This window comes from Caballeronia sp. NK8 (assembly GCF_018408855.1).
In the GTDB taxonomy this organism is placed as follows: domain Bacteria; phylum Pseudomonadota; class Gammaproteobacteria; order Burkholderiales; family Burkholderiaceae; genus Caballeronia.
Map to the genome: position 1 here is coordinate 2,734,404 of NZ_AP024322.1, position 16,430 is coordinate 2,750,833.

Annotated in this window: 14 protein-coding genes; 11 read left to right on the top strand and 3 right to left on the bottom strand. The window is 62.6% G+C overall.

Annotated features, from left to right (window positions below; translation table 11 throughout):
* The first annotated feature begins 34 nt into the window (after positions 1-34).
* The 9 genes from NK8_RS13075 (at position 35) to NK8_RS13115 (ending at position 7,958) form a co-directional block, all read left to right on the top strand.
* Complete coding sequence (locus NK8_RS13075) at positions 35-1,507, top strand: MFS transporter (protein ID WP_213226576.1); 1,473 nt, start codon at positions 35-37, stop codon at positions 1,505-1,507.
* A 246-nt stretch (positions 1,508-1,753) separates the two neighbouring features.
* On the top strand, positions 1,754-2,758 hold the full coding sequence (gene paaA / locus NK8_RS13080; RefSeq protein WP_213225926.1) for a 1,2-phenylacetyl-CoA epoxidase subunit PaaA: 1,005 nt from the start codon (positions 1,754-1,756) through the stop codon (positions 2,756-2,758).
* Between the two features lie 17 nt (positions 2,759-2,775).
* Positions 2,776-3,060, top strand: coding sequence for a 1,2-phenylacetyl-CoA epoxidase subunit PaaB (gene paaB / locus NK8_RS13085; RefSeq protein WP_014191517.1), 285 nt, complete (start codon positions 2,776-2,778; stop codon positions 3,058-3,060).
* Between the two features lie 13 nt (positions 3,061-3,073).
* Positions 3,074-3,874, top strand: coding sequence for a 1,2-phenylacetyl-CoA epoxidase subunit PaaC (gene paaC, locus NK8_RS13090; protein WP_213226577.1), 801 nt, complete (start codon positions 3,074-3,076; stop codon positions 3,872-3,874).
* Complete coding sequence (gene paaD / locus NK8_RS13095; RefSeq protein ID WP_213226578.1) at positions 3,875-4,399, top strand: 1,2-phenylacetyl-CoA epoxidase subunit PaaD; 525 nt, start codon at positions 3,875-3,877, stop codon at positions 4,397-4,399. It abuts the gene before it with no gap.
* Between the two features lie 64 nt (positions 4,400-4,463).
* On the top strand, positions 4,464-5,552 hold the full coding sequence (paaE, locus tag NK8_RS13100; protein WP_213225923.1) for a 1,2-phenylacetyl-CoA epoxidase subunit PaaE: 1,089 nt from the start codon (positions 4,464-4,466) through the stop codon (positions 5,550-5,552).
* Between the two features lie 83 nt (positions 5,553-5,635).
* Positions 5,636-6,436 carry a DUF1835 domain-containing protein gene (locus NK8_RS13105; protein ID WP_162066489.1) on the top strand — a complete coding sequence of 267 codons (801 nt, stop codon included), beginning with the start codon at positions 5,636-5,638 and terminating at the stop codon, positions 6,434-6,436.
* A 34-nt stretch (positions 6,437-6,470) separates the two neighbouring features.
* Positions 6,471-7,073, top strand: a complete 603-nt coding sequence (locus NK8_RS13110) for a TetR/AcrR family transcriptional regulator (protein ID WP_061180111.1) — start codon at positions 6,471-6,473, stop codon at positions 7,071-7,073.
* 288 nt (positions 7,074-7,361) lie between these two features.
* On the top strand, positions 7,362-7,958 hold the full coding sequence (locus NK8_RS13115) for a GNAT family N-acetyltransferase (RefSeq protein WP_225936256.1): 597 nt from the start codon (positions 7,362-7,364) through the stop codon (positions 7,956-7,958).
* Positions 7,959-8,033: 75 nt separating this feature from the next.
* On the opposite strand, the gene NK8_RS13120 is transcribed toward NK8_RS13115, so the two are convergent.
* The gene (locus NK8_RS13120) at positions 8,034-8,537 is read right to left on the bottom strand and encodes an Lrp/AsnC family transcriptional regulator (protein WP_061180113.1); all 504 of its coding nucleotides are present in this window, start codon (positions 8,535-8,537) and stop codon (positions 8,034-8,036) included.
* Between the two features lie 145 nt (positions 8,538-8,682).
* On the opposite strand from NK8_RS13120, the gene hppD reads away from it, so the two are divergent.
* Positions 8,683-9,786: a 4-hydroxyphenylpyruvate dioxygenase gene (gene hppD / locus NK8_RS13125; RefSeq protein WP_213226579.1), complete on the top strand. Its 1,104-nt coding sequence runs from the start codon at positions 8,683-8,685 to the stop codon at positions 9,784-9,786.
* A 106-nt stretch (positions 9,787-9,892) separates the two neighbouring features.
* Here hppD and NK8_RS13130 read toward each other — a convergent pair whose 3' ends face one another.
* Positions 9,893-10,102: a hypothetical protein gene (locus NK8_RS13130; protein WP_213226580.1), complete on the bottom strand. Its 210-nt coding sequence runs from the start codon at positions 10,100-10,102 to the stop codon at positions 9,893-9,895.
* A gap of 336 nt (positions 10,103-10,438) precedes the next feature.
* On the opposite strand from NK8_RS13130, the gene NK8_RS13135 reads away from it, so the two are divergent.
* Positions 10,439-14,023 (top strand): indolepyruvate ferredoxin oxidoreductase family protein, encoded by a 3,585-nt coding sequence (locus tag NK8_RS13135; RefSeq protein ID WP_213226581.1) that lies wholly within the window; start codon positions 10,439-10,441, stop codon positions 14,021-14,023.
* Positions 14,024-14,097: 74 nt separating this feature from the next.
* Here NK8_RS13135 and NK8_RS13140 read toward each other — a convergent pair whose 3' ends face one another.
* A complete protein-coding gene (locus NK8_RS13140) occupies positions 14,098-16,371 on the bottom strand; it encodes an NADP-dependent malic enzyme (RefSeq protein WP_162066493.1) in 2,274 nt (757 codons plus the stop codon).
* Positions 16,372-16,430: the final 59 nt, after the last annotated feature.

The following is a 16,430-nucleotide window of genomic DNA, read 5'->3' on the forward strand; positions in this document are numbered from 1 at the left end:
TGCATCGACAACTTTTTACCGAACCAGCCACATCATGTCCGTTTCCCTCGCGCCCGACCGCGCCTCCGCCCGGGCCGCCGCCAACGATTCGCGCTCCGTCATCAAGAGCGCCGCCGATGTCTCCAGCCTCGTCAACCACGGCGCGGCCATCGGCAGCGATGCGCGCGTGGTCGTCGCCATCGCGCTCGGCGGCATTTTCCTCGACGCCTACGATCTGGGCGCGCTCGCCTTCGGCATGAAGGACATCGCCCGCGAATTCTCGCTCACGCCGACCGGTTCGGGCTTCGTCGCGGCCGCGATCACGTTCGGCGCGATCATCGGCGCGTTTCTCGGCGGCTATCTGACCGACAGAATCGGCCGGTATCGCGTTTTCATGGCCGACATGTTCTTTTTCGTCGTCGCGGCGATCGCGTGCGCGCTCGCGCCCAACGCGTGGGTGCTCGGCGGTGCGCGCTTTGTGATGGGTCTGGGCGTCGGTATCGATCTTCCTGTGGCGATGGCCTTTCTCGCGGAATTCTCGCGATTGCAAGGCCGCGGCAACAAGGCGTCGCGCGTCGCGATGTGGTGCCCGGTCTGGTACGCGGCGATCAGCGTCTCGTATCTTCTCGTCCTCGGCCTGTACGCGGTCTTGCCCGAACACAATGCCGGCTGGCTGTGGCGTCTGATTCTCGGCTTCGGCGCGGTGCCGGCGATCGCGATCATCCTGATCCGCAGCCGCTACATGAGCGAATCGCCGGTGTGGGCGGCAAATCAGGGCGATCTCAAGGGCGCGGCCGCGATCCTCAAGCGCTCCTACGGCATCGATGCCCGTGTCGACGAAACCGCCGTCGCCCCAGCCAAAGCTCGTCGCGCGACGTGGAGCAACTACGGCGCGCTGCTGCGCGGCGTTTATCTGCGCCGGACCGTGCTGGCGACGATCATCGCGATAGCCTCGTCGTTCGCGTACAACGCGGTCGCGTTCGGGCTGCCGGTGATCATTTCGAGCTTCCTCGCGCAGTCCATGCTCACCACGATTCTCGCTTCGCTCGCGCTGAATCTGTGCTTCGCGTTCGCGGGCGGGCTGTTCTCCGTGCGTACGGTGCCGAAGTACGGCGCGTGGAAGCTGTCGGTCGTCGGCTACGCGTTTCAGCTCGCGGCGCTCGTCGGGCTCGCGATCGTCGGCAAACCGTCGACGGGCGTGGAAGTCGTCGTCGCGATCGCCTTTCTCGCCGCGTTCCTGCTTGGGCAGGGCGTCGGGCCGGGTTCGCACAGCATGACGTTCGCATCGCTGAGCTATCCGACATCGCTGCGCGGCGTCGGCGTCGGTTTCAATCAGACGCTGATGCGCGCCAGCTCGACGGTCTCGCTCTTCCTGTTCCCGGTCCTGTCGGCGGCGCTCGGCACGAAGGTGTTCTGGATCATCGCGGTCGCGCCGCTCGCGGGCCTCGTCGCCTTGCTCGCGGTGCGTTGGGAACCCTCGGGTTACGACGTCGACGCTGAAGATTTCGCCGCAACGCAGACGCGCTAGGCGTCTACGGTTTCCCTGACTCTCTTCTCCCACAAAGCGGTGGCGATGGATCGCCGCCGCTCTTCTTTTTTCTGCTGTCCGGCACGCATCCCTCGTCTGCACTAGATTAAAGAGCACGCATAGCTCGCGTGTCGCGTCCGCGCGCCTCATGCGGGCTTACCCGAGTACATCTCAAAAACGCTATTTACCGACCGTCCGGTCGGTTTATAATCGCCGGACAGCGACTATCCAAGAGCGAGTGCCGCCATGTACACCCAATCCCTCGACCTCCCGAGCCCCACGCAGTCAAGCGACGCAGCCGCATCGGCCGCTTCGCCGGACCAGACCCGTTTCGACGCGATCATGCAAGCCGACGGCAAGATCGAGCCGCAGGACTGGATGCCCGAGGCGTATCGCAAGACGCTGGTGCGTCAGATCTCGCAGCACGCGCATTCGGAGATCATCGGCATGCAGCCCGAGGGCAACTGGATCAGCCGCGCGCCGAGTCTGAAGCGCAAGGCGATTCTGCTGGCCAAAGTGCAAGACGAAGGCGGCCACGGCCTGTATCTCTACAGCGCAGCCGAGACGCTGGGCGTCTCGCGCGATCAACTGGTCGCCGCGCTGCACGCAGGCAAGGCCAAGTATTCGAGCATCTTCAACTACCCGACGCCCACCTGGGCCGATGTCGGCGTGATCGGCTGGCTGGTCGATGGCGCGGCGATCATGAACCAGATCCCGCTGTGCCGCTGCACCTACGGGCCGTATGCCCGCGCGATGATCCGCATCTGCAAGGAAGAGTCGTTCCATCAACGCCAGGGCTTCGATGCGCTGCTCTCGATGATGAAAGGCACGCAGGCGCAGAAAGACCTCGTGCAGCAGTCGGTGAACCGCTGGTGGTGGCCGGTGCTGATGATGTTCGGCCCGAGCGACAAGGATTCGATCCACAGCGGCCAGTCCTTCGCGTGGGGCATCAAGCGCATCTCGAACGATGATCTGCGTCAGAAGTTCGTCGACGCGACCGTCGAGCAGGCGAAGATTCTGGGCGTCACGCTGCCCGATGTCGATCTGAAGTGGAATGCGCAACGCAACGCGCACGATTACGGCGAGATCGACTGGGAAGAGTTCTGGCGCGTGGTCAACGGCGACGGCCCGTGCAACAAGGAGCGCCTCGCCACGCGCGTGAAGGCGCACGACGAGGGCGCATGGGTGCGCGAAGCGGCCCTTGCCTACGCGGAGAAACAGAAGGTCCGCGCCCACCAACAAGCTGCATGAGCATGGAGACGATGAAGATGAACAAGGAATGGCCGATCTGGGAAGTGTTCGTGCGCAGCAAGCAGGGACTGGATCACAAGCATTGCGGCAGTCTGCACGCGCCGGATGCGGGCGCGGCGTTGCGCATGGCGCGCGACGTGTACACGCGCCGTCAGGAAGGCGTGAGCATCTGGGTGGTGCCGTCGGCGGCGATCACGGCATCGGACCCGGCGGACAAGGGTGAATTGTTCGAGCCGGCGGCCGACAAGATCTATCGGCATCCGACGTTCTTCGTGCTGCCCGACGAAATCAATCACATGTAAGGGCGGGAGCGTCATGAGTCAGGAACAACATCTCGCCTACGTGCTGCGTCTGGCGGACAACGCGCTGATCCTCGGCCAGCGCAACGCCGAATGGTGCAGTCACGGCCCGGCGCTGGAAGAAGACATCGCGCTGGCGAACATCAGTCTCGATCTGATCGGTCAGGCGCGGCTTCTTTATACGCACGCGGCGACGCTCGAAGCATCGCTGAACGGCACGAAAAAAACCGAAGACGACTACGCGTATTTCCGCACCGAACGCGAGTTCGCCAACTACACGATCACGGAGTTGCCGCACGTCGGTCCGCTGGCGGGCACGACACGCGCCGAGCGCGATTACGCGGTGACGATCGTGCGCAACTTCCTGTACTCGGCGCTGATGATCGAAGTGTGGAGCGCGCTGCAGACATCGAGCGATGCGCAACTCGCGGCGATCGCGGCGAAGTCGATCAAGGAGACGAGCTATCACCTGCATCATGCGCGCGACTGGCTGGTGCGCTTCGGCGATGGCACGGACGAGTCGCATCGCCGTGCGCAGGCCGCGCTCGATTATCTGATGCCGTACACGCGCGAGTTCTTCGCTACCGACGCGATCGAACAGGCAGTCGCCGATGCGGGCATCGCGCCGCTGGCGAGCGCGTTCGAAGCGGCATGGCGTGAGCAGGTTGCATCGGCGCTCGAAGAAGCCACGCTCAAAGCGCCCGCCGAAGTGCAGCACATCACGACGGGCAAGCACGGCGAGCACTCGGAGCACATGGGTTATCTGCTGGCGGAAATGCAGAGTCTGGCGCGTCAGCATCCGGGCGCGAGCTGGTAAATGAATACGGCCGACGCAAGCATCGAACGCGCGTGGCACGTGCTCGAAGCGGTGCCTGATCCGGAGATTCCGGTGGTATCGATTCGCGAGCTGGGCATTCTGCGCGATGTGCGCCACGGCGACGATGGCGTGCTCGAAGTGGTGATCACGCCGACGTACTCGGGGTGTCCTGCGATGTCGCAGATTGCCGAGGATATCGCGCAGGCGATCGATCAGGCTGAACTCGGCGCGCATCGCGTGGAGACGGTGCTGGCGCCGGCGTGGACGACCGACTGGATCACCGATGAAGCGCGCGAGAAGCTGCGCCGCTACGGTATCGCACCACCGACGGGTCAATGCGGCAGCGCGCCCGTATCGAACGTGAAGCCGATCCGTTTCGTGCCGCGCAAGCCCGAGGTGATCGCCTGTCCGCGCTGCGGCTCGACGCACACGGAGAAGCTGGCGCAGTTCGGCTCGACGGCGTGCAAGGCGCTGTATCGCTGCATCGATTGCCGCGAGCCGTTCGATTACTTCAAGCCGTACTGAACCGAATCACTGAATCAACCGAATCAACCGAATCAACCGAATCAACTGAAGCGAGCCGAAAAACATGGCGACTCCGCAATTCCACCCGCTGCGCATCCGTGACGTGCGACCCGAAACCGCCGATGCGGTCACTGTTTCGTTCGAGGTGCCGCCCGCGCTGCGCGATGCGTTTCGCTTCACGCAGGGCCAGTTCGTGACGCTCAAGACGCATATCGACGGCGAAGAAACGCGCCGTTCGTATTCGATCTGCGTGGGCGTGACCGACTACGATCGCGATGGCGAATTGCGCATCGGCATCAAGCGCGTGCGGGGTGGGCGCTTCTCGAACTTCGCGTTCGATACCCTGAAGCCCGGCCACGAGATCGAGGTGATGACGCCCGATGGCCGCTTCTTCACGCACCTGAACGCGGATCACGCGAAGCAGTATGTGGCGTTCTCGGGCGGCTCGGGCATCACGCCGGTGCTGGCGATCATCAAGACGACGCTGGATACGGAGCCGACCAGCCGCTTCACGCTGGTGTACGGCAATCGCAGCGTGGACGCGATCATGTTCGCCGAAGAGCTCGAGGATCTGAAGAATCGCTATATGGATCGCTTCTCGCTGTATCACGTGCTGTCGGATGATCTGCAGGATGTGGAGCTCTTCAACGGCGTGCTGGATGAAGCGAAGTGCAAGGCGTTTCTGGAAAGCCTGCTCTCGCCTGAAGAAATCGACGAAGCGTTCATCTGCGGGCCCGGCCCGATGATGGATGCGGCCGAAGCGGCATTGAAGGACTCGGGTGTCGCACTGAAGCAGATTCACGTCGAGCGCTTCGGCACGCCGTTGCCGCAGGCGGGGGTGCCGGCCATCGAGATCACGGAGAACACGCCTGCGGCGGATCTGGAGCTGATCATCGACGGCAAGAAGCGCAAGCTGCGTCTGCCGTACAAAGGCGTGAGCGTGCTCGATGTGGGTTTGAAAGCGGGCCTCGCGTTGCCGTACGCGTGCAAGGGCGGTGTGTGCTGCACGTGCCGCGCGAAAGTGCTTGAGGGCGAAGTGAAGATGGAAAAGAACTTCACGCTCGAACAACATGAAATCGATGATGGTTTCGTGCTGACTTGCCAGTGTCATCCGGTGAGCGAGCGCGTGGTCGTGAGTTTCGACGAGCGATAGATCACAGCCGGGCATCATTCGATTCGCGTAAACTAGGACCGCTCACCCGAGCGGTCCTTTTCGTCTTCCGGCATCCGACAACGATGAACACGACTCACGTCACGAATGGCGATTACGCGGCCCAGGCCCTCACGGAAGCATTGCGGCGCGCCGAACGCGACGAGCCCGTCATCGCGCTGCGCGACGATCTTGCCGTCGGCCCGCTCAGGGAGATCGACGAATCGCCGCTCGCGCGCGCCGCGTTCTGGCGTCAGGTGCTGAACAGCGCGATCGACTTCGAGGACGAACTCGAAGAGCAGCAAGCCCTCTTCGGCCGCCTCGCGCGTAGCGATGCGCAGATCGTCGTGTGGCACGGCCAGAGCGCGGCAGACCAGCTCACGCTGCGGCGCGTCGCTTTTCATTTGCGCAATGCGCCCCAGCGCCTCAACGAAGCGAAGCTCAATCACGACGATCTGAGCATCGCGACCGATGACGGCGCACCCGGACGCGTCGGCCGCGACGATCGCGCGACCGCCGTCGGCATGTTCTCGCCGAAGCAACTGCTCGCGAAACTGCCGACCGCCGCGCCGATTTCCGTCCTGCGCATCAGCCGGCTCGCGCTCGAATGGCAGGAAGCGAAATACGCGAATGCCGAGACGCGCCGCCTGCGCGACAACATGCTCGTTTCCAGCACGTGGGCCGACGTCGACGAAGCGTTGCTCGATCTCGCCGGCCCGGAATGGCAATTGGCCCGCCAGATCGCCGGCGCCGCGATGGGACGACGCTTCGATTTCATGCTCTCCGATTCCATCGCCTTCTGGCGCTGCCGCGAACTCGTCACGGCGGGACGGCTTAAAATCCGCGGCACGCCGTCCGAGATCAGTCAGGCCGAGCTGCGCCGCTGAACACCATATTTATAAGAACGCACACTTCGAACACATGGCACGTACCAAAGCGCCCGACCACGAGACGCAACGCGAACAGATCCTCGAACTCGCCGCCGCGAAATTTGCGCAGACGAGCTATCCCAGCACTTCGATGGCCGACCTCGCCGCCGCGAGCGGCACGTCGAAGGCGCGTCTCTATCACTACTACGCGAGCAAGGAAGCGATCCTCTTCGATCTGCTCGACCGCTACACCAAGCGGCTCATGCTGATCATCGCGGAAGTGGAAGGTTCGAGCCAGCGGCGCGGACTGGGCGAGCGCGAGGCGTTCGCCGATCTCGTGCGCGCGTTCCTCGCCGAATACGAGACGTCGCACAGCCGGCACGTCGCGCTGCTCAATGATGTGAAGTATCTGGAAGACGCGCAGCGCGAAATCGTTCTGGATCGTCAGCGCGATATCGTTGCGGCGTTTGCGCGTCAGCTCGCGCGGGCTTATCCGAAGCGCGCGACCAAGGACAATCAGACGGCGCTCACGATGATGGTCTTCGGCATGATCAACTGGACGTTCACGTGGCTCAAGCCGGGCGGCAAGCTCGGTTATGGCGAATTCGCCGAGCAGGTCGTCGACATGATCGAGAACGGTCTGAACGGCGACTGACGCGATGTTGCAGTACAACAAACCGACCGGTCGGTAAAACGTTGCGTTTACACAATGATCATAAGTTGTTGATTTTTATACGATCTAATCGACTTCAGTAGCTGTTTAGAACGTCTCTCCTAGTGTGTTTTAAGGGTTTTCCCGTATCTGTTTCTCTGGAATCAGCTAAAATTCGTTTTGCTTTGCAGCATGCTGCATGACGAATGAGGAGGAACAACCGTGGAACTGACCATCAACCGCACTGCCGAGCAGATCGTCGCGCACGATCAGCCGATCAAGAACGCGCGCATGCCGGTTCTCGTCCGCGAATTGTCCTCGGCCGATCGCGAGCGTCTGCTCACGCACTTTCTTGCACTCGACGAAGACGACCGCCTCTTGCGCTTCGGCCAGGTCGTGCCGGATCACGTGATCGAGAACTACGTCCACAACATCAACTTCTCGAACGACAAGGTGTTCGGCGTGTTCGGGAGTTCGCTGGAATTGATCGGCGTCGGCCATCTGGCCTATCTGCCCGCTGAAGGCGACAAGCGCACCGCCGAGTTCGGCGTGTCCGTGCTCGAAAGCGCGCGCGGCCGCGGCGTCGGCACGAAGCTGTTCGAGCGCGCTTCCATGAGCAGCCGCAACACGCACGTTTCGGTGCTCTATATGCACTGCCTGTCGCGCAATTCGACGATGATGCACATCGCGAAGAAGTCGGGCATGAAGATCGAGTACGCGTACGGCGAGGCGGACGCTTATCTGTCGCTCACGCCGGCCGACCAGAGCAGCTTCATGACCGAAATGCTTCAGGAGCAGGCCGCCCTCTTCGACTACGCGATCAAGCGTCAGGCGCACCGCGCGTCGCAGGTTTTCCAGGCACTTATGCCGACTGCGGACGCCGCGTAACTTCCTTCGAGAACAGCGCGGGGTTTGCGCTGCGAGCGGGACCAACAAGGGCGGCTTCGACCGCCCTTCGTCGTTTCAGCGCAGCGGCAGAACCGTCGTCTCCTTGATGCGCTCGAGCGAAAAGCTGGAGCGCACGTCGATCACCGATGGGTGATGCAGCAGTTGATCCTGCACGAAGCGCGAGAAATCATCCATGTCGCGCACCTGCACGCGCAGCAGGAAATCCATTTCACCGGTCATCGCATCGCAGGCCACCACTTCCGGCCACGAGCGCACCGCTTCGCGAAACAGATCGCCGTGCGTCGGCGCTTTCGGCGTGCCGGCCGCGGCCTGCATGCCGCCGCGTTTCTCCAGACGCACGTTGATGTACGCGAGCAGGCCGAGTCCGAGTTTTTTCGCATCGAGCAACGCGACATAGCCGCGAATCACGCCGATATCCTCCAGCCGCCGGATACGCCGCAGACACGGACTCGGCGACAGATTCACGCGCTCCGCGATCTCCTGATTCGACAAGCGCCCATTCTCCTGAAGGATGGCGAGAATTCTGCGATCTATCGTGTCCAAATCGGGTTCGGCCATTTTCTAGCTCCATTTAACGCAATACTGGCAGTATCGTGCCGAATTCTATGAATGCGCGATTTGATTCGCAAGTTTTTGCCAGTGCCGCCTGACTAAACTGTCTCCACGTCGCGCACATCGCGCGCATCCAAATCAGGAGACATGCATGACCGCAACGACCTGGGAGAATCCCGTCGGCACTGACGGCTTCGAGTTCATCGAATACACCGCGCCCGATCCCGTCGCGCTCGGCAAGCTGTTCGAGCAAATGGGCTTCACCGCGATCGCGAAGCACCGTCACAAGGACGTGACGCTGTATCGCCAGGGCGAAATCAATTTCATCGTCAATGCCGAGCCGGATTCGTTCGCGCAGCGCTTCGCGCGTATGCACGGGCCGTCGATCTGCGCAATCGCGTTCCGCGTCGCCGATGCCGCCCAAGCGTACAAGCGCGCGCTCGATCTCGGCGCGTGGGGCTTCGACAACAAGACCGGCCCAATGGAACTGAACATTCCGGCGATCAAGGGCATCGGCGATTCGCTGATTTACTTCGTCGATCGCTGGCGCGGCAAGAACGGCGCACAGCCGGGCAGCATCGGCGATATCAGCATCTACGACGTCGATTTCGAGCCGATTCCCGGCGCGGAGCAGAATCCGGTCGGCCACGGGCTCACGTATATCGATCACCTGACGCACAACGTGCATCGCGGCCGCATGGTCGAGTGGGCGGAGTTCTACGAGCGGCTCTTCAACTTCCGCGAAGTGCGCTACTTCGATATCGAAGGCAAGGTAACGGCGGTGAAGTCGAAGGCGATGACTTCACCGTGCGGCAAGATCCGCATTCCGATCAACGAGGAAGGCTCGGAAACCGCGGGACAGATTCAGGAATATCTCGACGCGTATCACGGCGAAGGCATTCAGCACATCGCGCTCGGCGCGGGCGATATCTACAGCACGGTCGACGGCCTGCGCGGCGCGAAGATCGCGCTGCTCGACACCATCGATACCTATTACGAACTCGTGGATCGTCGCGTGCCGGGTCACGTCGAATCGGTCGCGGAATTGAAGAAGCGCAAGATTCTGATCGACGGCACCAAGGACGAAATCCTGCTGCAGATCTTCACGGAGAACCAGATCGGGCCGATCTTCTTCGAGATCATCCAGCGCAAGGGCAATCAGGGTTTCGGCGAAGGCAACTTCAAGGCGCTGTTCGAATCGATCGAACTGGATCAAATGCGCCGCGGCGTGCTGAAGGACACCACCGCGAGCTGATCCCCGACGAAAACACGGGCGTTAAAAAAGGGACATGGCCGCGAAGGTCCATGTCCCTTTGTGCATTCTGGCGATCCGGTGTGTAAATCCGAACCGCGTGAGCGGGTCAGCCCGCCGTCTCGTCGTCGCTGCTTTCCGATTCGCGACGCTTCTGGGCGCCAGCCTGGACGGATTGAACGCGCACCTGCGCGACCTGTGCAACCGACGACGCCCCGAACGGCGACGCGTTATTCGCCCGAGCGCCGCCCACCGGCGCGCTGATGGCGAAAAAAGCCGCCGAAACCATCAAAAAACTCTGGATGTGGCGTTGTTTCATCGTTATCTCCTTCTAAACAACTCGCTTTCGGAAGCCAAACGTGCGCAAAAAGACGGCACGGGATTTCCGACAGGCGCATGTTAGACAGGGATGAGCCTCAGGGTTCCGCGAATCGGTCGGATTTACACGCTGTAACAAAACCCTCTTCGAGACGGTCAAATCGTTAAGGATTTGATGCAAAACGCGCTTAAGTGAGGAATTTTTAACGGGTTTGTACCAGTGCCTGAAAGACCAGCGCATCGGGCACACTGAGAATCCCGGCCCGAACGTTCACAAGACGCGGCGGCCTGAAAAATGCTTTGGCGATCCCAAACCCCGGGTGGAGGAGTACACATAATGAACGCCCCGCTAGACGCAGAACAAAGAGCTTCCCTAGAAGCCGCACTGAAGTCCGTCACGCTCGACGACAAATACACGCTCGAACGCGGCCGCGCCTATATGAGCGGCATCCAGGCGCTGGTGCGCCTGCCGATGCTCCAGCAGGAGCGCGACAAGGCCGACGGTCTCGACACCGCCGGATTCATCTCCGGCTATCGCGGTTCTCCCCTCGGTGGTCTCGACCAGTCGCTCTGGAAGGCGAAGAAGCATCTCGCCGCGCATCAGGTCGTGTTTCAGCCGGGCGTGAACGAAGATCTCGCCGCCACCGCCGTATGGGGCTCGCAGCAAGTCAATCTGTATCCGAGCGCGAAGCACGACGGCGTGTTCGCGATGTGGTACGGCAAAGGCCCGGGCGTCGACCGTTCCGGCGACGTCTTCAAGCACGGCAATTCCGCCGGATCGGCCAAGCATGGCGGCGTTCTAGTGCTCGCCGGCGACGATCACGCCGCGAAATCATCGACGCTCGCGCATCAGTCCGAACACGTGTTCAAGGCGTGCGGCCTGCCGGTGCTGTTTCCGTCGAACGTGCAGGAATATCTCGATTTCGGTCTGCACGGCTGGGCGATGTCCCGCTACTCCGGCCTGTGGGTCGCGATGAAATGCGTGACCGATGTCGTGGAGTCGTCGGCGTCCGTCGATATCGATCCGCATCGCACGAAAATCGTGCTACCGACCGACTTCGCGATGCCCGATGGCGGCCTGAACATCCGCTGGCCGGACCCGCCGCTCGTGCAGGAAGCGCGTCTGCTCGACTACAAGTGGTACGCCGCGCTCGCCTACGTGCGCGCGAACAAGCTCGACCGCGTGGAAATCGATTCGCCGCACGCGCGCTTCGGCATCATGACCGGCGGCAAGGCGTATCTCGACGTACGTCAGGCGCTGACCGACCTCGGCCTCGACGACGCGACTTGCTCGCAGATCGGCATCCGTCTCTACAAGGTCGGCTGCGTGTGGCCGCTCGAAGCGCAAGGCGCGCACGAGTTCGCGCGCGGGCTCGAAGAGATTCTGGTGGTCGAGGAAAAGCGCCAGATCCTCGAATACGCGATCAAGGAAGAGTTGTACAACTGGCCGGATGCGCAGCGGCCGCGCGTCTACGGCAAGTTCGACGAAAAAGACGGCGCGGGCGGCGAATGGTCCGTGCCGATGGGCAACTGGCTTTTGCCCGCGCACTACGAGCTGTCGCCCGCGATCATCGCGAAGGCGATCGCCACGCGCCTCGAAAAATTCGATTTGCCCGCAGACGTGCGCGCGCGTATCGCCGCGCGGCTCGCCGTGATCGACGCGAAGGAGAAGTCGCTCGCGCGCCCGCGCGTCGAAGCGGAGCGCAAGCCGTGGTTCTGCTCGGGCTGTCCGCACAATACGTCGACGAACGTGCCGGAAGGCTCACGCGCGATGGCGGGCATCGGCTGCCACTACATGACGGTCTGGATGGACCGCAACACCAGCACCTTCAGCCAGATGGGCGGCGAAGGCGTCGCGTGGGTCGGCCAGTCGCCGTTCTCGAACGACAAGCACGTGTTCGCCAATCTCGGCGACGGCACCTACTTTCACTCCGGGCTGCTCGCGATCCGCGCGGCGATCGCGGCGAAGGTGAATATCACCTACAAGATTCTCTATAACGATGCGGTCGCGATGACCGGCGGCCAGCCCGTCGACGGCGTGCTGACCGTGCCGCAGATCACGCATCAGCTTGCGGCGGAAGGCGCGGCCAGAATCGTCATCGTCACGGACGAGCCGGAGAAGTACACGGCGAGCGTGGGACTTGCGCCGGGCATCGACGTGCATCATCGCGACAAGCTCGACGAAATCCAGCGTCAACTGCGCGAAGTGCCGGGCACATCGATTCTGATCTACGACCAGACCTGCGCCACCGAAAAGCGCCGGCGTCGCAAGCGCGGCGCGTTTCCCGATCCGGCGAAGCGCGTCGTCATCAACGAGGCCGTGTGCGAAGGCTGCGGCGATTGCTCGGTGAAGTCGAATTGCCTGTCGGTCGAACCGCTCGAAACCGAGTACGGCACCAAGCGGCAGATAAACCAGTCGACGTGCAACAAGGACTACTCGTGTCTGAACGGCTTCTGCCCGAGTTTCGTGACGGTGGAAGGCGGCCAACTGAAGAAGCCGAAGGCGACGAGCGTCGAAGCGGATGCGATGCCCACCGTCCCCGCGCCGGAGCTTCCGGAGATCGCGCGGCCGTACGGCGTGCTGGTGACGGGCGTTGGCGGCACGGGCGTCGTGACGATCGGCGCGCTGCTCGGCATGGCGGCGCATCTGGAGCAGAAAGGCGTCACGGTCCTCGATGTCACCGGCCTCGCGCAAAAGGGCGGCGCCGTGATGAGCCACGTGCAGATCGCCAACCGCCCCGCCGATATCCACGCGACGCGTATCGCGATGGGCGAGGCGGATCTCGTCATCGGCTGCGATGCGATCGTCACCGCGAGCAACGAATGCGGCTCGCGGATGCAGCCGGATCACACGCGCGTCGTCGTGAACAGCGCGCAGACGCCGACCGCCGAGTTCATCAAGAACCCGAACTGGAGTTTCCCGGGCGCGAGCGCGGAGGCGGATATTCGTGCGGCGGCCGGCGAGCATGTCGCGCTCGTCGATGCGAACCGCTTCGCCGTCGCACTGATGGGCGATGCGATCTACACGAATCCGTTCGTGCTCGGGTTTGCGTGGCAAAAGGGTTGGGTGCCGCTACGGCATGAATCGCTGGTGCGCGCGATCGAGTTGAACGGCGTGCAGGTCGAGAAGAATCTCGCCGCATTCGAATGGGGCCGTCGCGCGGCGCACGATCCCGAGGCAGTGCGCCGTCTCGCGGATTCGCAGCGCGGCGGACAGGAAGCGCCGGGCAAGGTCATCGCGCTGCATACGCCGAAGGCTCTGGATGCGTTGATCGACAAGCGGCTCGACTATCTCGCCAGGTATCAGAACGCGGCGTACGCGGCGCGTTATGGCCGGCTCGTCGCGGAAGTGCGCGCGAAGGAAGCGGAATTCGGCCCGGGCGACGGGCGGTATCCGTTGACCGAAGCCGTCGCGAAGAATCTCCATAAGCTGATGGCTTACAAGGACGAGTACGAAGTCGCGCGCCTGTATGCCGATCCGGTTTTTCTCGACAAGGTGAAGAACAGTTTCGAAGGCGACTGGAAGATCAAGATTCACCTCGCGCCGCCGAGCCTGTCGAAGAAGGACGCGCACGGGCATCTGGTGAAGAAGCAATACGGCCCGTGGATGATGTCCGCGATGCGCGTGCTCGCGAAATTCAAGTTTCTGCGCGGGACAGGACTCGATCCGTTTGGACGCACGGAAGAGCGAAAGATGGAGCGGGCGTTGATCCGCGAGTATGAGGCGCTGGTGCGCGAGGTTATCGGCGGACTCACGGCGCAGAAGCTGCCGCTTGCGGTGGAACTGGCGAGTCTGCCGGATTCCATGCGCGGCTATGGGCACGTCAAGGAGAACAACGTGAAGGCGGCGAAGGTCAAGTGGGAAAAGCTGCTGGCGCGGTGGCGTGATCCGCAGGGCGGCGAAGCGAGACACGTCGCCTGACGCGCCGAATCTCCCAAACAAAACGGCGATCCGGTTTCCCGGATCGCCGTTCGACTTTCTAACGCCCTGGCGCGTTACTTCGCCACGCTCGCATTCGCGCTCGCCACCGCCGTCATATTGATGATCCGACGCACCGTCGCGGCCGGCGTCAGAATATGCACCGGCTTCGCCGCACCCAGCAGGAACGGCCCGACCGTCACGCCCTCGCCGCTCACCATCTTGAGCAGGTTGTACGTGATGTTCGCCGCTTCCACATTCGGCATGATCAGCAGATTCGCCTCGCCGTGCAGCGTCGTGCCCGGGAACGAAGCCTTGCGCACCGTCTCCGACAAAGCAGCATCGCCGTGCATTTCACCGTCGATCTCGAGATCCGGCGCGCGCTCTGCGATCAGCTTGCGCGCTTCCGCCATGCGCTTGCTCGACGCACCCGGCACGCTGCCGAAGTTCGAGTTCGACACCAGCGCGACCTTCGGCTGAATCCCGAAACGCTCGATCTCGCGCGCCGCCAGAATCGTCATGTCGGCGAGTTGCTCGGGCGTCGGCGTTTCGTTGACGTAGGTATCGCTGATGAACAGATTGCGGCCCTGAAGCATCAGCAGGTTCATCGCGGCGAAGTTGTTCGCGCCTTCCGCCTTGCCCAGCACCTGATCGATGAACTTCAGATGATCCTGATACGTGTCGATGAGACCGCAAATCATCCCGTCCGCATCGCCGGTGTGAACCAGGATCGCGCCGATCAGCGTGTTGAACTTGCGCAGCGCGGCCTTCGCGCTTTCGGGCGTCACGCCCTGACGCGCGGCGATTTCGTGATACGCCTGCCAGCTCTTCTGATAACGCGGATCGTCCTCCGGATTCACGATCTCGAAGTCGACGCCCGGCTTCAGCTTCGAGCCCATCTTCTGCAGACGCATCTCGACGACAGCCGGCCGGCCGATGATGATCGGCTTCGCGATCTTCTCCAGCAGCACGAACTGCGCGGCGCGCAGCACGCGCTCGTCCTCGCCTTCCGCGAACGCGATGCGCGCGGGCGCTGCCTTCGCCGCCGCGAACACCGGACGCATCACCATGCCCGTGCGATACACCGTCGCGCCGAGCGTCTCGCGATACGCGTCCATATCCTTGATCGGACGGGTCGCGACGCCCGAATCCATCGCGGCTTGCGCGACGGCCGGCGCGATCTTGATGATCAGGCGCGGATCGAACGGCTTCGGAATCAGATAGTCCGGGCCGAACTCCAGTGAATGACCTTCGTAAGCCTTCGCGACTTCGTCGCCCTGATCGGTTTCTTCCGCGAGTTCCGCGATTGCGCGCACGCACGCGAGCTTCATCTCTTCCGTGATCGTCGTCGCGCCGACATCCAGCGCGCCGCGGAAGATGAACGGGAAGCACAGCACGTTGTTCACCTGGTTCGGATAATCCGAACGGCCCGTCGCGACGATACAGTCCGGACGCACGCGCTTCGCCTCTTCCGGACGGATTTCCGGCTCGGGATTGGCCAGCGCGAGGATCAGCGGCTTGTCGGCCATCGTCTCGACCATCTCGGCTTTGAGCACGCCCGCGCTCGAACAGCCGAGGAACACATCGCAGCCGTGCATCGCGTCGGCGAGCGTGCGCGCGTCGGTGCTCGCCTGATAGCGCTCCTTCGAGGCATCCAGATTGCCGCGGCCTTCGTAGATCACACCCTTCGAATCGATCACGAGTGTGTTCGACTTCTTCAGGCCCAGATGCACGAGCAGGTCCAGACACGCGATCGCCGCCGCGCCCGCGCCCGAGCACACGAGCTTGATCTCGTCGAGCTTCTTGCCGACCACTTTCAGGCCGTTGAGAATCGCCGCCGATGCAATGATCGCTGTACCGTGTTGATCGTCATGGAAAACGGGAATCTTCATGCGCTCGCGCAGCTTCTTTTCGATGTAGAAGCATTCCGGCGCCTTGATGTCTTCGAGGTTGATGCCGCCCAGAGTGGGCTCGAGCATCGCGATCGCATCGACGAGCTTGTCCGGATCGGTTTCCGCCAATTCGATATCGAACACATCGATGCCCGCGAACTTCTTGAAGAGACACCCCTTGCCTTCCATCACCGGCTTGGCCGCGAGCGGGCCGATATTGCCGAGACCCAGCACGGCCGTGCCGTTCGTCACGACGCCCACGAGATTCGCGCGCGACGTGTACTTCTGTGCGTCGAGCGGCTCATCGTAGATCGCCATGCACGCGGCCGCGACGCCCGGCGAATACGCGAGCGAAAGGTCGAGCTGGTTCGAAAGCGGCTTGGTCGGGGTAACCGAAATCTTGCCGGGACGGGGATTCTGGTGATACGCGAGGGCGCTTTGCTTGAGTTGTTCGTCCATGATTGACCTGAGACGTTTGGGAATTATTTGAACAGGGTTCACACCGCCGTCGACCGTGC

Bases quoted from the DNA above. Each gene is read 5' to 3' on its own strand.
- NK8_RS13075 (WP_213226576.1), top strand. From the start codon at position 35: ATGTCCGTTTCCCTCGCGCCCGACCGCGCCTCCGCCCGGGCCGCCGCC.
- paaA (WP_213225926.1), top strand. From the start codon at position 1,754: ATGTACACCCAATCCCTCGACCTCCCGAGCCCCACGCAGTCAAGCGAC.
- paaB (WP_014191517.1), top strand. From the start codon at position 2,776: ATGAACAAGGAATGGCCGATCTGGGAAGTGTTCGTGCGCAGCAAGCAG.
- paaC (WP_213226577.1), top strand. From the start codon at position 3,074: ATGAGTCAGGAACAACATCTCGCCTACGTGCTGCGTCTGGCGGACAAC.
- paaD (WP_213226578.1), top strand. From the start codon at position 3,875: ATGAATACGGCCGACGCAAGCATCGAACGCGCGTGGCACGTGCTCGAA.
- paaE (WP_213225923.1), top strand. From the start codon at position 4,464: ATGGCGACTCCGCAATTCCACCCGCTGCGCATCCGTGACGTGCGACCC.
- NK8_RS13105 (WP_162066489.1), top strand. From the start codon at position 5,636: ATGAACACGACTCACGTCACGAATGGCGATTACGCGGCCCAGGCCCTC.
- NK8_RS13110 (WP_061180111.1), top strand. From the start codon at position 6,471: ATGGCACGTACCAAAGCGCCCGACCACGAGACGCAACGCGAACAGATC.
- NK8_RS13115 (WP_225936256.1), top strand. From the start codon at position 7,362: ATGCCGGTTCTCGTCCGCGAATTGTCCTCGGCCGATCGCGAGCGTCTG.
- NK8_RS13120 (WP_061180113.1), bottom strand. From the start codon at position 8,537: ATGGCCGAACCCGATTTGGACACGATAGATCGCAGAATTCTCGCCATC.
- hppD (WP_213226579.1), top strand. From the start codon at position 8,683: ATGACCGCAACGACCTGGGAGAATCCCGTCGGCACTGACGGCTTCGAG.
- NK8_RS13130 (WP_213226580.1), bottom strand. From the start codon at position 10,102: ATGAAACAACGCCACATCCAGAGTTTTTTGATGGTTTCGGCGGCTTTT.
- NK8_RS13135 (WP_213226581.1), top strand. From the start codon at position 10,439: ATGAACGCCCCGCTAGACGCAGAACAAAGAGCTTCCCTAGAAGCCGCA.
- NK8_RS13140 (WP_162066493.1), bottom strand. From the start codon at position 16,371: ATGGACGAACAACTCAAGCAAAGCGCCCTCGCGTATCACCAGAATCCC.